General features: G+C 29.7%; 14 protein-coding genes. 12 read left to right on the top strand and 2 right to left on the bottom strand.

The genetic code is table 11. The annotated features are described in order from the left end of the window. Position 1 precedes the first annotated feature (1 nt). From AAFP94_RS09225 to AAFP94_RS09205, 5 genes are all read left to right on the top strand, one after another. Positions 2 to 1270, top strand: coding sequence for a site-specific integrase (locus AAFP94_RS09225; protein ID WP_316662337.1), 1269 nt, complete (start codon positions 2 to 4; stop codon positions 1268 to 1270). 6 nt (positions 1271 to 1276) lie between these two features. Then, entirely contained in the window at positions 1277 to 2098 is an 822-nt protein-coding gene (locus tag AAFP94_RS09220) for a hypothetical protein (RefSeq protein WP_316662336.1), read from the top strand. 85 nt (positions 2099 to 2183) lie between these two features. Then, positions 2184 to 2444, top strand: coding sequence for a helix-turn-helix domain-containing protein (locus tag AAFP94_RS09215; protein WP_409628447.1), 261 nt, complete (start codon positions 2184 to 2186; stop codon positions 2442 to 2444). Between the two features lie 103 nt (positions 2445 to 2547). Then, positions 2548 to 2922 carry a hypothetical protein gene (locus AAFP94_RS09210; protein ID WP_316662335.1) on the top strand — a complete coding sequence of 125 codons (375 nt, stop codon included), beginning with the start codon at positions 2548 to 2550 and terminating at the stop codon, positions 2920 to 2922. Between the two features lie 29 nt (positions 2923 to 2951). Beyond that, positions 2952 to 3353: a hypothetical protein gene (locus AAFP94_RS09205; protein WP_316662333.1), complete on the top strand. Its 402-nt coding sequence runs from the start codon at positions 2952 to 2954 to the stop codon at positions 3351 to 3353. A gap of 292 nt (positions 3354 to 3645) precedes the next feature. Here the strand turns inward: AAFP94_RS09205 and AAFP94_RS09200 are convergent, their stop codons facing one another. Both AAFP94_RS09200 and AAFP94_RS09195 read right to left on the bottom strand, forming a co-directional pair. Beyond that, positions 3646 to 5061 carry a T9SS type A sorting domain-containing protein gene (locus AAFP94_RS09200; RefSeq protein ID WP_316662332.1) on the bottom strand — a complete coding sequence of 472 codons (1416 nt, stop codon included), beginning with the start codon at positions 5059 to 5061 and terminating at the stop codon, positions 3646 to 3648. A 287-nt stretch (positions 5062 to 5348) separates the two neighbouring features. Beyond that, on the bottom strand, positions 5349 to 6038 hold the full coding sequence (locus tag AAFP94_RS09195) for a hypothetical protein (protein ID WP_316662330.1): 690 nt from the start codon (positions 6036 to 6038) through the stop codon (positions 5349 to 5351). Between the two features lie 357 nt (positions 6039 to 6395). On the opposite strand from AAFP94_RS09195, the gene AAFP94_RS09190 reads away from it, so the two are divergent. The 7 genes from AAFP94_RS09190 (at position 6396) to AAFP94_RS09160 (ending at position 14573) form a co-directional block, all read left to right on the top strand. Continuing rightward, positions 6396 to 6551, top strand: a complete 156-nt coding sequence (locus tag AAFP94_RS09190) for a hypothetical protein (RefSeq protein WP_316662329.1) — start codon at positions 6396 to 6398, stop codon at positions 6549 to 6551. 90 nt (positions 6552 to 6641) lie between these two features. Continuing rightward, complete coding sequence (locus AAFP94_RS09185; protein WP_316662328.1) at positions 6642 to 8240, top strand: tetratricopeptide repeat-containing sensor histidine kinase; 1599 nt, start codon at positions 6642 to 6644, stop codon at positions 8238 to 8240. 2 nt (positions 8241 to 8242) lie between these two features. Next, positions 8243 to 8908 (top strand): response regulator, encoded by a 666-nt coding sequence (locus AAFP94_RS09180; protein WP_316662327.1) that lies wholly within the window; start codon positions 8243 to 8245, stop codon positions 8906 to 8908. Positions 8909 to 9108: 200 nt separating this feature from the next. Next, a complete protein-coding gene (locus tag AAFP94_RS09175) occupies positions 9109 to 9795 on the top strand; it encodes a hypothetical protein (protein WP_316662325.1) in 687 nt (228 codons plus the stop codon). Positions 9796 to 10590: 795 nt separating this feature from the next. Continuing rightward, positions 10591 to 11868: a DUF4407 domain-containing protein gene (locus AAFP94_RS09170; protein WP_409628443.1), complete on the top strand. Its 1278-nt coding sequence runs from the start codon at positions 10591 to 10593 to the stop codon at positions 11866 to 11868. 1 nt (position 11869) lies between these two features. Beyond that, on the top strand, positions 11870 to 12823 hold the full coding sequence (locus tag AAFP94_RS09165) for a DUF4407 domain-containing protein (RefSeq protein ID WP_316662322.1): 954 nt from the start codon (positions 11870 to 11872) through the stop codon (positions 12821 to 12823). Further along, complete coding sequence (locus AAFP94_RS09160; RefSeq protein ID WP_316662321.1) at positions 12810 to 14573, top strand: InlB B-repeat-containing protein; 1764 nt, start codon at positions 12810 to 12812, stop codon at positions 14571 to 14573. Before AAFP94_RS09165 ends, AAFP94_RS09160 begins: the two co-directional genes overlap by 14 nt. The last annotated feature ends 20 nt before the right edge of the window (positions 14574 to 14593 follow it).

Here is a 14593-nt window from a genome sequence, read left to right as displayed (position 1 = left end):
TATGGCAACAATCAAATATATTTTACAAAGTAAAAATAATCCGGCTCCTATTTATTTGAGAATGTCTTTGGGTAGGAGCAAAGTCTTAAAAAGAAAATCTGGTTATGTAATTGATCCTAAGTCCTGGAGTACATCAACTGGATATCCAAAGCCTAATAATGAAAATAATAAAAGCTTAAAAGCTAAATTAATAAGTTTGGAAGGTTCCATCATAGAAGCTTTTAATAATGACAATGCTAAAGGTAAATTAATTGATGGAAATTGGCTATTAATGACGATTAATAAACTTCAAAATCGAATCAATGAAGGTAATAAAGAGTATTTGGTTGAATATTGCAATTACTTCATAGAGAACTTACCCTACAGTGTAAATAACAAAGGAAAAAGAGGAGCAAGTAAAGCAACTTTAACAAAGTATAATACAATACTCAATAAGCTTAAAGGTTTTGAGGCATTTAAAAAGAAGAAATATTTAATCAACCAAGTTGATTTAAACTTTAGAAGTGAATTTATTCAATACCTATCTGAAAAGGAAAAAATAAATGACAATACTATTGGTCGGTATATTTCATTTGTCAAAACTATAGTCTACGATGCTCGTAAAAATGGTTATAGTTTGAATCCTCAAATATTAGACTTCAAAGGCTTTACAGTTAAACCACCGATAGTAACACTTTCCTTTGATGAAATTAACATTATTAAAAATCATGAGTTTGAAACAGAAAAGTTAAATGCTGCAAGAGATTGGTTGGTCATTGGTTGTTATACTGGTCAGCGAGTTAGTGATTTACTGCGAATGAAAATGAATATGATTGAAAACATTGGTGGTTATGAGTTTATAGTATTGGAGCAAGTAAAGACAGGTAACTTAGTTCAGATACCGATACATCCTGAAGTGAAAAAGATATTAAAATCAAGAAACAATCATTTTCCACCCACATTTGGCAATACCCATCAAAGTAAAAGCGCAATATTTAACAAGCTCATTAAGGAACTATGTAGAATTTTGGAAATGAATAAAATTGTTGAAGGCAATTTAAATAATCCATCCACAGGACGAAATGAGTTTGGGCATTATGAGAAATGGAAATTGGTAAGCTCACATATATGTAGGAGAAGTTTTGCTACAAATTTTTACGCTTTGGAGAAATATCCAACACCGCTACTTATGAATATTACTGGACATACTACCGAGTCAATGTTTTTAGATTACATCGGAAAGAAACCGATAGATTACAGTATACAACTTGCTAAACTTTGGAATGATTAAGATATTATGACTACAGCTTCTTATAATGACATTCCCGATGGTGTTGATCCATTTGAAGACCTAATTAAGTTTTTAAGTTTATTTGAATTGTACAAATCTGATTATATTGAATTTGCTTTAAACTTAGATGATTATTATAGAAAAATCATAGCTGATATTGACAAAAACAAGGTGAATTTGACAGAAACACAGTATGATAAATATGTAAGATTGATCACAAATAAAATTAATACACTTGATGTTCCAAAATTCCCTATTGTTGATGATTTACTTTCTGCAGTCAATGATTATGATGATTGGACAAAAATTAAGAGTTACACATTAAAGCTTTTTTTATTTTTTGATCGAGATTCAATATTGTATCATGATCTTAACTTAAATTTCATTAATGCAGGAGAGCTGAGAAATGAACGTGGCAATAAAATAATGAAACTACAGGAGCTGTTTTACCAAGCTGCATTTTCTCTGTCGATTGAGGAAATAAAGTTGCACTTAAACAACAAAATTGAATTTAAAGAAGGAGAGAAGTATTTTCCAGAGATATTTATTGATAGGGTGTATTTCAACATTTTTAAAGACTTCTTAAGTAATTATTTAATTACACCTTATAACGATATTAGTTATATATATCAAAAGATGTTGTCACAAAAATATATTCATTATATAAGTCATCAAAATTTTTTGAAGTGGTTAATTGATGAAAATTTTATTTCGAAAGATGTATATAATGACATTTATGAGAGAGGAAATTTGTTATCATTAAAAAAATCTTCATCCAAAAAAAGAGAGGAAATATTCAATAAATTATCCCTCAAACATTTAGCGTAAAGCACTCTTTTTACTTATCGGAAAAAACCGCCATAAATCGGAAAAAAAGTTTTCATCCCTTTGTATCTATAAAAGGTAAGAAACCATGAACAATCCTTTCCAAGAAATTTTTGACAAGTTATGTAATATCGAAAAACAATTACAGGGATACCCTTCCCATAACAATATCAAAGATGATAACCAGAACGAATTGCTTTCTAAAAAGCAAGCTTGTGCCTTGTTGGGGATTAGTTACTCCACTTTATGGCGTTGGACCCAGCAAAGAAGAATCCAGGCTTATGGATTAAACAATAGGGTATATTACAAGCGGAGTGAAATCATGGCTACCATTAAAAAAATAAATTAGAATTAACTGTGGAGAAATTCTAAAGTTAATGTATAAATAATTGAAAAAAGGGATCATAAAGGTATTAACCCCGTTGTGTCTAATAGTGAACAAATTTAAAATAATGGTAACTAAATGTAAAGATTATGGGAAATGGATAGGTTCTGCAAATTGGACTTATAATGCCACTATAAGACGTCATTACAAACTAACAGAATTTAATACTAAGAAGATGATGGATAACTTAATTAAACAAAAGGGTATGAATAAATTGTTTTTTTCCATAGAAGATGATAAGAATGATAACATGACCCATGTACACCTTTTAATTGACTCTGATTCTAACTATTCAAGGGAAAGATTGGCAAGAGAACTGGGTGTTAATATGAAGGCAGTTAGCTTTTTAGAGGAGGTCAAGAGTATAAGAGACATTGCCTATTATATCACAAAAGGTTTTTGGAAAAGAACTTCCTTTTATGACATAAGATTTAAAAAGTAAGAATTTAATATTAATTAAAACTTTAACATATGAAAAAAAAATTAAACAAAATGAATTATCCAGAATTTATTGAGTATTTGGAGAACAAAGGAATTAAGTATATTCAAAATAAAGAGAAAGTCTTCGAATCTTTACATGTCAAAGTGATTCCACGAAGTAAAAAGCATTTTCCAAGAACATTCGATTTGTATTCCCAAAAACAATTAAGTTTGGATGCTCCCGAAAAGAAATCCACATTAGATCTATTGAATTATCAAGAATATATCGAGTTTCTAAATTTCCAGCATATTGAGTTTAAAGAATCAAGATATGTTGATGACATTTTATCTAATATCATAGATGTTAGTCCTATCAATGGAGTTATAGAAAGAAGAATATTTTTTGCTAACTCTGAAGATCAAGTATTCGACGGAGATTATGTAGAATTTTAATTCAATAAATTTGAATATTGTCTTAAGACCTTAACAATAGATAGAGGTAATTATTTATTGAAATTATTAACCACAGGGTAATACAGAAATGTGTTACCCTTTTTTAATAACACAAAAGAAAATGACCCTATGTACGAGATAACACCAAATCAACAACAACATGGAAAATAATAGCACAATTCTTCACCAATAACTCATTTTTATATTTTATCTAAAATTAATTAAATTCAAAGAGCTATTCACAAGAGAAGAGAATAATCGTATTAATCAAAAATAAAAAGTATTTCATAATTTAATTAGCTACAAGCTTTCTAGTAGATTTCCCCCTGTCAGTTATAATTTCAGCATAGTAAATACCTCTTGAAAATTCTGAAATATTAATAGTATTTTTATTAAATATATATAATAACTGACCCAGGCTATTGTAAATATTCACTCTTTGTAATTCTAATCCTTCTTTTATCTGGATAGTAAATTCATTTTTTGCAGGATTAGGAAATAACCTGAAATCTGAAAGATCTAATTTATCATCTGAAGACAATAAGGAACTCAACTCATATACCTCTACCTTACCATAATCATCACCGCTCGAATCATTATAAGGAGTTCCAACTGCAAGGGCAGTAGCATCGGATGATAAATTTAATGAATAACCAAATCTATCTAATGATGCTTCTCCGTTAAGGCTACTTCCAATTTGAGTCCAGGATCCTGATATATAACTATAAATTTTGACCTGCCCAGAATCATCACCATTAGTATCATCCCCAGTAAAACTTATTGCGACCACATTTCCATCTGAAGAAATACTGACTGAATTTCCAGCAAAATCCCAGTTGCTTATACCAAGAATGTCACCTCCAACTTGAACCCAATTATTTGATATAAATTTATAAATACGAACTTGCCCCCTTTTTGAATAAGAAGGATCCCCAAAAGCTAAAGTTGTCCCATCCGATGAAAGACTAACACTTTTAGAATAATTATCGATCCCGATAATCTCACTACCCTTCATAGTCCAATCCCCAGAGATATTTTCATATACCCTTATGGAAAAATAGTTAGCTATGGCGACAATGTTGCCATCAGCAGATAGACTAAAGCTTTCTGCAGACCTGTCAAAAGCATTTGCAATGATATCATCTCCTATTTGATTCCAAGACCCCGATTCAAATTTAAAAACTTGTACCATCCCATGATAATTGGGTGGAGGTATATTTCCACGACGCATTGAAGGAGGCACATAGGTAGGTGTACTCACGGCAATAATATTGCCATCCTCCGAAAGACAGACACCCTTACCAAAACTTAAATCTGATGTATTATTAAGTATTTCTGATCCTTTTAAAGTCCATATACCTGACTCATATGTATAAACCCAAGCTTTTTCTTCACCACCAATAGCTAAAGTATTACCATTGTTTGAAAAGTTAATGCCTGAAGCATCTAGTCCATCAAAATGGTTGCCTTCAGAATCAGTTCCATATAAAACCCAATTGTCTCCAACATTTTGATACACATGTACATTTCCATTACTGCCTGCACTTATTACACCCAAAATATTTCCATCATTGGAGATCTTTACTTGTTTTCCAAAATAATCATTAACAGTCTCACCAACTAAATCCGACCCAATCTGTACTTGTGCATAAGTCGTAATTGACAAAGAAATAAATAATACCGGTAATAATTTAACAATTAATCTCATGACATAATATATAAACTGCAATATATCAATTAATTAAACACCTTAAGTTCAATTAGCTTTATTACAAGGTTAAATTTATGAAATGATTGTCTATTTGTTTTATGGATTCCCTTATTTCTATAACAATTTTAAGAAATAAAATAAGAAAATGAAATTACCTTGAAAAGTAAACCTTAAAAACCACTATTAAAAAGCCTTTTTTAATTTAAGTAAGTCAAGATTTTTAATTATAATAATAACAAATCAAAATCCATACAACTTTTATATTTCAACATATAATTGAGTTTTCAATATGAACCACAAATATGTGTTTTAATCATATATGTAGTGATTTCTTTCAATGTTTTACCAGTCTCTGGGTGAAGACCAAATGCAGTAAAATATTCCAATTCTCCATTACTATTCTTACCATACCAAATTTTAACTTCACCTGTCGAGTTAAAAAATTCGGTTTCACAATTTACTCTAATTTTTCTAAAATCATTAATGCGGTCTTTATTATATAATTTCATTTGAGACATTGAATATTTTTCTGCATCAAACGAAACCTCAACGTAATGATCTTCTTGCCAAATCATCCATCTCTGTTTATTAATTGAAGTAATAAAATAGATTACAATAATAGTTATAACGGATATAAGAATGGTTAATTTATTTTTTTTGAGAAAACCCCCAGCACCTTTATTTTTTTCTGATTTAATTTTATCAGGATTCTCTATTAAGAAGTCAGAATAGCTTTTATACCCTAAATATTGACATAAAATTTTAGTATGGTCAGAACTGATATTTATGTCTGTTGCTTCATCACAGGTTTTTGAAGCATCAAACAAATTCCGTAAACTTCTTGCACTCAACGGATACTTATAATCATTCAATAAAACATCAGAAATATGATTTGAAATATTCGTTTTACTACTATTGCCTGGAATTTCATTCTTTCCCTTTTCAAATGCCTTAATGACTACATTTTTGTACACCCAGTTATAATTTTCTATTGATATAAAACTACAAATTCTATTGGAAAAACTATGGAAATTATTTTCCTAGTTTTTTCCAATAGCTTTCCAATCATTCTAACAACATCTCATTTTATTTACTTCAGATTTGATAAAATCAATAGCCCTTCAGGCAATTAGATTTGATCAAGGTAATAACAGGGAGTTGCAAAGTAAAGTTGTACAATCTGGGAAGTAGTTATACTTCTTTACTTCTGCACTCCATACTTCCCAAAAAAGAGAGACGTCTCTTCAAATTTTAAAAGTGTTGCAATGCAACCAGACGCTTGGGTAAAAACCCAACAGCAACACTATTGTCCAATTTTTAATAAGAATAAAATGAAAAAAATAGTTTTAATATTATTTGCAATATTTCTCAATATTGGAGTGTATTCATGTGAACCTCAAAATATTGATGATGGAACATCTCCTCCTGTCCTAAACGATGAGGATGCACCTATAATACCACCTCCACCACCGCCGTCAGGAGGTTAGTGATTGTAACTAGAAAATAGTTGTTATTTTAGAGGAATGAAATCAATTTGGATACCATTCCTCTTTTTATGTGTAGTTTTCAATTTTTGTATGAGCAATTTAAATGCTCAACAGAATAAAGACAGTTCAAACTATTACTACAACTTAATTATAAAACCTAATACCAGCAGTGATTTAACAGATGCCTATATTTTCTTTGAAGAACATAAAAAACAAAGTTTATTAAAAAATGACACGCTTCGTGCAATTCTTGATTTAAGGTATATGGCCGTGATTCAAAGTAAGCTTGGTTCACCTTATGATAGTGAAAACTCTGTCATACAAGCATTAAATTATTTGGATGGACTTCATGGAGCGGATACATTGATTGAACCTCGAATTGGTTTATATAATCAATTAGGTATTATTTATAGAGACTTCAAAGACTATGCAAAGGCTTTAAATTATTACAATAAAGTATTAAATGTTGCCATTGACTCTATGCACATTGTTAATGTTTTAAACAATAAGGCCAATGTTTATAGAGAGCAGCAAAAATTTGATCTGGCAATTCAAGAATTACGAAAGGTTAAAAATTATTTCATCAATAAAAAAGACACTTTAAATGCAGGACGTGCTTTAGATAATTTGGGATTTGTTCAGTCAAAAAATAACGATCCTGAAGCATTAATAAATTTAGAGAAGGGATTATTATTCAGAACAAAAGTTGAGCACGTTATAGGTATCCTAACGAGCTATATTCATATAGCAGAGCATTATAAAAAAACGGGCAATAAGGTCGAGGCATTAAATTATTCAAATAAAGCTTTAGAATTAGCGAGATTAAATCATGATTCAAAATCTATTGAGCAAGCGCTGTCCATTATTATAGATTTAGACGGTAATGAAGAATTACAAGAATATAAGAAGATTTTAGATAGTATAGCCCTTGACAAACAACTACAAGAAAATAAATACGCAGCTAGCAAATATGAATATAACGAATATGTCAAAAAAGCACAACAAAGTGAATTAGAAAAGGAACTACAAAAAAGAAAAACAATTATAGCACAAGGAGTACTGCTATTACTATTCATTGTGGCAATCTTTTTATACTTCCTATTGAAGTCAAGACATAAAAAACAAACTTTAGAGCAAGTTTACCATACAGAAACTCGAATTTCTAAAAAAGTTCATGACGAAGTAGCCAACGATGTTTATCAGGTGATGAATAAACTTCAAAGTACTAACAAGAACAATGATGAGGTATTGGATCATTTAGAACATATTTACGAGCGCACGAGGGATATTTCAAGAGAAAACCAATTCATTGATTTAACTCAAAACTTTAAAGAGAATTTAAGTGATATGTTATTGGCATATAATGATCAAAATGTTAATGTTATTACTAAAGGGTTTCAGTCCATTGACTGGGAATCAATTTCAGATTTGAAAAAAACTGCTATTTACAGAGTATTACAAGAACTCATGACCAACATGAAAAAGCACAGTCAGGCTTCTGTAGTGGTACTAACATTTAAAAAGACAGGCTCAAACATTTATATTAATTATTCTGATAACGGAGTAGGGACAACTTTAAAAAAGCAAAATGGTTTACAGAATACGGAAAACCGTATTCAATCCTTAAAAGGAACAATTACTTTTGAAACAAAATTAAATAATGGTTTTAAAGCTATGATTAAAATTTAACAATGTTTAATAAAGTACTAGTTGCAGACGATTTAGGAAGTATTCATTTAGGAGTACTTACTGTAATTGATAGTTTAGGTATAAAAAATGTACAACAAGTACAGTATTGTGATGATGCCTATTTGCGTATAAAGAAAGGACTTTTAGATAAAACGCCATTTGATTTACTCATTACCGACCTCTCCTTTAAAGCAGACCATCGTGAACAAAAATTTCCTACAGGAGAGTTATTAATACAAGAAATCAAAAACATATCACCAGATTTACCAATCATTGTTTACAGTATAGAAGACCGACTTCATAAAGTACGAACTTTGATTAACGTGCATGGCGTTAAAGCATATGTGTGTAAAGGTAGGCGTGGCTTAATAGAGTTGTCCAGTGCCATTCAAAAAGTTTATAATAATGAGCGCTATCTTTCTCCACAGGTTTCACATGTTTTAAGTAATAAATATGCCCTTGAAATTGATGATTTTGATATCCTTTTATTAAAAAATTTGGCAAATGGATATTCACAAGAAGAAATTAGCCAACAATTTAAAAAGCAGAATATCAAGCCTAGTAGCTTGAGTTCAATTGAAAAAAGATTAAATAAACTGCGCATTCAATTTAAAGCTAATAATGCCATTCATTTGGTTGCCATTGTAAAGGATATCGGATTGATTTAATAACTTATGGAAACCCGTAAGGATATCATTTGAAAAAGAACTATTATTGAATGCTATTAATTAATCCATAGGGAGGATTTTTTAAAAAACTAAACTCTGCATTATATGATGCAGAGTTTTTTGTTCTTACGGAAACCCGTAACTAATTTTTGATTTTAAGTATTACGTTTGATTATTAATAATCAAATAAATCTTAAACCATGAGATATTCAATATTTTATCTGGTAATTATTTTATTTTTTTCCAGTTGTTCAACGCAGTATATAAAGTTTACCCCATCTCAAAATGAAATTTTTACTACAAACAGGTTATCAGAGTTTTTGGCTAAAAACAAAAACCCAAAAGTAGTTTTAAGGACCCCCACATCATCTAATGAAGCTACTGAAGAGGAAGATATTAGTTACTTGTATAGTGCTATTGAAAAAGAGCTGTTAAGTCAAGGGTTTATTGTACGAGACCGAAATTTGTTCAACCAAGTTGTTGCCAATAATCAAAATACAGTTGATTACTCAAAGCTCAAAGATAAAACAGATACTGAATTGATTATTGAACTTATAGATATCGATTCTAAAGTCATCTATGAAACAAATAAGTATATCACTGAAAAAGGTAAATCAGGTTTATTGGGCAACCCGTATAAGCAATACGGAGCTGCAGTAGAGTATAAAGTGGTTTTAATAGATAATAATGAATTTGCGGGAACGTATAAGTTTAATTATGCGCCATGTACTGATGGAAATGGTTGTATGATAAATGAATCTCTAAAAAAAAGACTAAAGCGCCTTAAAAAGGGGAAGAACGAAGCTTATGAAAGCATAGAACGAAATGTTTTAGAGGAATTCATGCGAGGGGCAACGAAACAGTTAGTCCAAGATATGCGCAAATAAATTAAATTTTTAATTCAATCAATATTTTCGATTTATGCTAAAAGTTGATAATTACAATTTTGTTAAAGCCAATTAAATAAACACCTTATCGATATTATTATTAACTTAATGCAAGTTTTAAGATATTTAAGTTAACCATTCAGATTATGAAATTTAAGGACATATATATCAATTTATCTGTTATATACCGTTTGACCTTAAATACTTTCCCTATTTCTCAAAATGTATCAGGCTATGCTCATATATGAAATTGATATAAAACCGGGTTCACTAATTCTTAAAGAGTTAAGCTTTTATAATGATAAATACTCTTATTAATATTTTTAAATGTAGGTTATTAAAATCTCATGTAGTTGATTACGGGATAACGGATAAACAGATTTATCATGTATTATTAGCATATAAAAATTGTTTGAAAATTTACATCAATGATTCACGAGTTAACAAAAAAGGAACTCATTTAGTTGCTTCTTACAAGGATACAAATCGCATTAAAGTAAAATTAAAGGGGCTTTTTAATTCACAAACAATTTTCTTACCTATTAAACCTCATGCTTTAAATGTAAATATTTCTAGGTTTACGAAGAAGCAAAAATATTTTTCCTTTCAAACAAGTAAAAGCATTTATTATAAACCAATACGATTGCAATCAGAGGTAAGATTAATGCATAATAAATTTTTAAATACACTTTTTAGAACTGACAGATCAAAATTGATCAAATCAATTGATAGGAAAAATCCATATTTGATTAATCAACACTATAACTTATCTAATATTTCAATAAATAATTTAAAATGAATAATCTAACGTATCAACCGCCCAAACCTTCAAAAATTATGAAACTTTTCTGGAAAGCAGCTGGAGGAGATAAATTTATTTTAACTAAATCAACATACAGTGATCAAATAAAATATTTCTGTTTGGGAGGAATAGTGCTTGCAACCGCTATCATGGCTGGACTATCTGGCGGATATGCATTTTATACCATATTTAAGCCAAAGCTTTCAGATGTTACAGAATTATGGGAAAAAACGGGCGGAGAAAGTGCAATGAATAATTTGCAAGGGTTTACTGAAACAACTGACATTTCTACCAGTATATATGCAATTATCTTTGGACTAATATGGGGATTAATAATTTACAATATTGATAGATTCATAATTACAAGTACTGGAAAAGGGGATGGTACTGAAGCTATAACTTGGGGGGAATTAAAAAATGCCTTTCCAAGAATTATCATGGGATGTATAATCGCAATATCCATTTCAAAACCCCTTGAAATTAGAATATTAAAGGGAGAGATTGATGCTAAACTTCAAGTAAAGCAAGAGCGGCTGAAAGAAGAAGCTATAGTGAATATTGAAGATAAATATGAAAATCGTATAGTCGAAAAGAATGCTAAAATTGCACAATATCAAAGAGAAATTGATAAGGCTGAACAATCTTATACTGATGCTGTAAAAGCATTTAATGATGAACTAGCTGAAAAACCAGGAGGGAGTGCTTCTGGCTATGGCCCTGATGCTAAAAGAAAAGAAGTTATTATGAATGATCGCAAAATCGATAGGGATGAAATGCGCTTAAAATTTGATCCTCTTATAGCAGATCTTAATAATGAAATAAAAGGATATATTAATGAGAAGAATGATGAAATCGATAATATTAGTTTTAGTTTGTCCGGCCTTGATGGATTGGCAGAGCGGATTACTATTGCCGAAGAAGAATATCCTGCTGTTTCATGGTTTCTCACTCTCTTGTTTTTAGCAATTGAACTAACGCCTATATTCTTTAAGCTGATGCTTATTAAATCACCATATGATTATATGTCAGATAACTACAAGCATCTCGAATTGGCCCAAAATGGGGTTTATATTGAAGAGGACTATTATGAAGATAAAAATGGTGTTCAAAGAGAACTGGTAAGGTTTTTATCTGCAGAAAAATTAATGAGTGAACAAAAGGAATTTCATGATGCTCAATTGAGAATAACCAAATATGCTATTGAAAAGTTTGAAGAAAAGGAAAAACAAAAAATTAATGAAAACCCAGATGATTTTATAAAATACAGTTAAAATGAAAATCAAAAGGTTTGAAAATAATAAATTTTTTTGGTGGTTCGCAGGGGAAGATCCTTATCTTTTATCTGGATGTACCAAAGAAACCAAATTTAAATTTAGTATAAATGGCTTGTTGGTCATTTTTATTATGATATCATCAGGCATAAGCATTTCATTCGGTGTCTATGAATTATTAGAGTCATATTTATTTGGACTGTTTATTGGCATCTATTTTTCTATTTCAATATTCTTTCTATACTTATTTATTCTATACACACTAACAAAAGATGTTTTACCTCCTAAAGCAAAAAGTATATATGGTAGATATTCCTCTCGTGCCTTAAGAGTTGTATTCCTTATAATTCTAGGGTTAGTTGTCTCTCAACCAATTGAGTACTGGTTGTTTTCTGAAAAAGTTAATACCATATTGAACCAAGAAATTATTAGGGATATAGAAAACAGAAATTTGAAATTAAATAACGAATATGTATTAAAACTGAAAGATCGCAAATCAAATAATTATGATGAAGAATTGTTACTCCTTGAAGTGGAAAGCTTTAAAAAGGAAAAGGAGGAGAGATTAAATAACTTTATTGATTATCAATTAAGTAGGAATTTTTTTATTCGCAAAATGATTTTAATGGACACGAGTAAATCAACATGGTTTATTTGGATTTTTTCTATAATTTTTATCGTGATATTTATTGGTCCTGTATATCTTAAATTGAATATTAGTTTAGATACTAATTATTATAAGCACATGGAGAAGATTCAAAGAAAACTTGTTTTGGATCATCATAAATCATTTGTGAAATCCTACAACGAAATATTAAGAAACAAATTTGGAGATTTAAACTTGGAATGGAAATCCGATTACATAGACGCTCCATTTAATAGTACCAGGAAAGACCATATTATTTTAAAAGATGACAAAGAGTTTCATAAATGGCTATTAGATGAAAGTATTTAAATCTATAATAGTTTTTGAGGATTATAATTATGTTGAAGGGTATCTCGAATTAAAAATTTCTGGCACCAAACTTTCAGAGAGGAAAAATCAAGAACAATTTTCAGTTGAAAGTATATTATCCTCTGAATTTATAGTTTCTAAAAAATATATAAGTCCCAATAAACCGGAAGGAATCACCAAAAATCATGTCTTTACATTAAAACTTCCATTTAGCATTCCAACATTTCTAGAAATTGATGATAATATATCAGCATTCAATGCCAATTTTGATGAAATTATTATTGATGATGAATATGTTTCAGAAGATGGGTTTCTACAAATAAAAAGATATAATACAGTAAAGGATGGTAATACCATCTATTCTACATTTAAAGTTAAGGCTTATGGCCTTAAAAAGAATATAAGAGAAGAAATTGATAAAATAACCAAGTATGAAATTTTTTCTAAAATTTCAGGAAGAGGCTTATTAGAGATTTTACCATTAAAGGATTATTATGATGTTGGAGAAAAAGTCACCATAAAAGCGATCCCGGATAAAGGATTTAGTTTTAAAGGCTGGAAAGGTGATTTCATCACCAGTAAAGAAGATGAAGTCGAAGTCATAATTGAGAAAGATGTAAATATTGAGGCTTTTTTTACTGATGTTGATCCAAACCCAATACCAAAGGTATTTAAATCAAGTGACTATGGAGCCGCAAAAACACCTCCTCATGTAGAGCCTAAAGGTTGTTTAGCTTCTGGTTTTGAATTAATGACAACTTTTTTCAGCGCTATTTGGTATTTATTTTTATTAATCATTTTCATTGGTATCATAATTACCATAATCAATGCTCTTGGTTGGTATTCTTTAGTACTATTTGGTTTTTTTATGGCTTTATGGCTTTTGCCAAGATTATTCTCATTTATTTTTAGCTTTAGTTTTTTGAGAAACTTATTAAGTGCATTTTTTGTCATATTCATGGTTGTTGGAATTTTTAATTTTTTTAAAAATATCAGAACAACTAGTTTTTCTCCAAGACCTCCTATCGAAATACCAAAAACAACGGAAGAAGTAAAAGAAAATACATCAATAGATTATGTTCATTATGTTGAATGGGAGGATTACGAACAGCATAAATTTAGTACCTATTTAAGGGTTAATAGTGACTTTGTTAATTATGAAAACTTGATCAAAAGGTCTATTCCTTATCTTAAAGACGAAAGAGATTATTCAAGATTATTAAATGCATTATATCTCGAATCTGAAGAATCTTTTTATCATGTTTTTAAATCACTAGACTCAATAAAAGCAAGAAACAATATACCACATAATAAATTTCCTGAAGTTATAGTAACAATGGTACAGAGCATCCCTTATTATGCAATTTTAGACAGCTCTTGTAGCCCATTTGATTATCAAGATGAATCTATAAGGCAGCTATTGTTAAATAGCCCTTGTCAAGGTTATGTTAAGCATGGTATAAAAACGCCAGCAGAATTTTTAAAAGATATCAAGGGAGATTGTGATACTCGAACATTATTTTTGTTTTCAATTCTCAAGCATTATAACTACGATGTTGCGATTTTTGGAAGTGAGCATTATAAACATTCGTTATTAGGGATTAATTATTCGACTCAACGTGATGGTATATACAAAGAATTCAAAGAAAAAAAGTATTATTTATGGGAAACTACTAGCAAAGGTTTTGAACCCGGAAATATATCTCCTGAAATATGGAACACTAATTATTGGCAAATTAATTTAAATTAAAAGATTATGGACACATCACA

This window comes from Gilvirhabdus luticola, from assembly GCF_040117515.1.
GTDB lineage: Bacteria > Bacteroidota > Bacteroidia > Flavobacteriales > Flavobacteriaceae > Gilvirhabdus > Gilvirhabdus luticola.
Note: the sequence above shows the minus strand (reverse complement) of the source record. Positions and strands in the feature narration are given on the sequence as shown.

Coding starts and splice junctions, on each gene's coding strand:
- AAFP94_RS09225 (WP_316662337.1), top strand. CDS start 2: ATGGCAACAATCAAATATATTTTACAAAGTAAAAATAATCCGGCTCCT.
- AAFP94_RS09220 (WP_316662336.1), top strand. CDS start 1,277: ATGACTACAGCTTCTTATAATGACATTCCCGATGGTGTTGATCCATTT.
- AAFP94_RS09215 (WP_409628447.1), top strand. CDS start 2,184: ATGAACAATCCTTTCCAAGAAATTTTTGACAAGTTATGTAATATCGAA.
- AAFP94_RS09210 (WP_316662335.1), top strand. CDS start 2,548: ATGGTAACTAAATGTAAAGATTATGGGAAATGGATAGGTTCTGCAAAT.
- AAFP94_RS09205 (WP_316662333.1), top strand. CDS start 2,952: ATGAAAAAAAAATTAAACAAAATGAATTATCCAGAATTTATTGAGTAT.
- AAFP94_RS09200 (WP_316662332.1), bottom strand. CDS start 5,061: ATGAGATTAATTGTTAAATTATTACCGGTATTATTTATTTCTTTGTCA.
- AAFP94_RS09190 (WP_316662329.1), top strand. CDS start 6,396: ATGAAAAAAATAGTTTTAATATTATTTGCAATATTTCTCAATATTGGA.
- AAFP94_RS09185 (WP_316662328.1), top strand. CDS start 6,642: ATGAGCAATTTAAATGCTCAACAGAATAAAGACAGTTCAAACTATTAC.
- AAFP94_RS09180 (WP_316662327.1), top strand. CDS start 8,243: ATGTTTAATAAAGTACTAGTTGCAGACGATTTAGGAAGTATTCATTTA.
- AAFP94_RS09175 (WP_316662325.1), top strand. CDS start 9,109: ATGAGATATTCAATATTTTATCTGGTAATTATTTTATTTTTTTCCAGT.
- AAFP94_RS09170 (WP_409628443.1), top strand. CDS start 10,591: ATGAATAATCTAACGTATCAACCGCCCAAACCTTCAAAAATTATGAAA.
- AAFP94_RS09165 (WP_316662322.1), top strand. CDS start 11,870: ATGAAAATCAAAAGGTTTGAAAATAATAAATTTTTTTGGTGGTTCGCA.
- AAFP94_RS09160 (WP_316662321.1), top strand. CDS start 12,810: ATGAAAGTATTTAAATCTATAATAGTTTTTGAGGATTATAATTATGTT.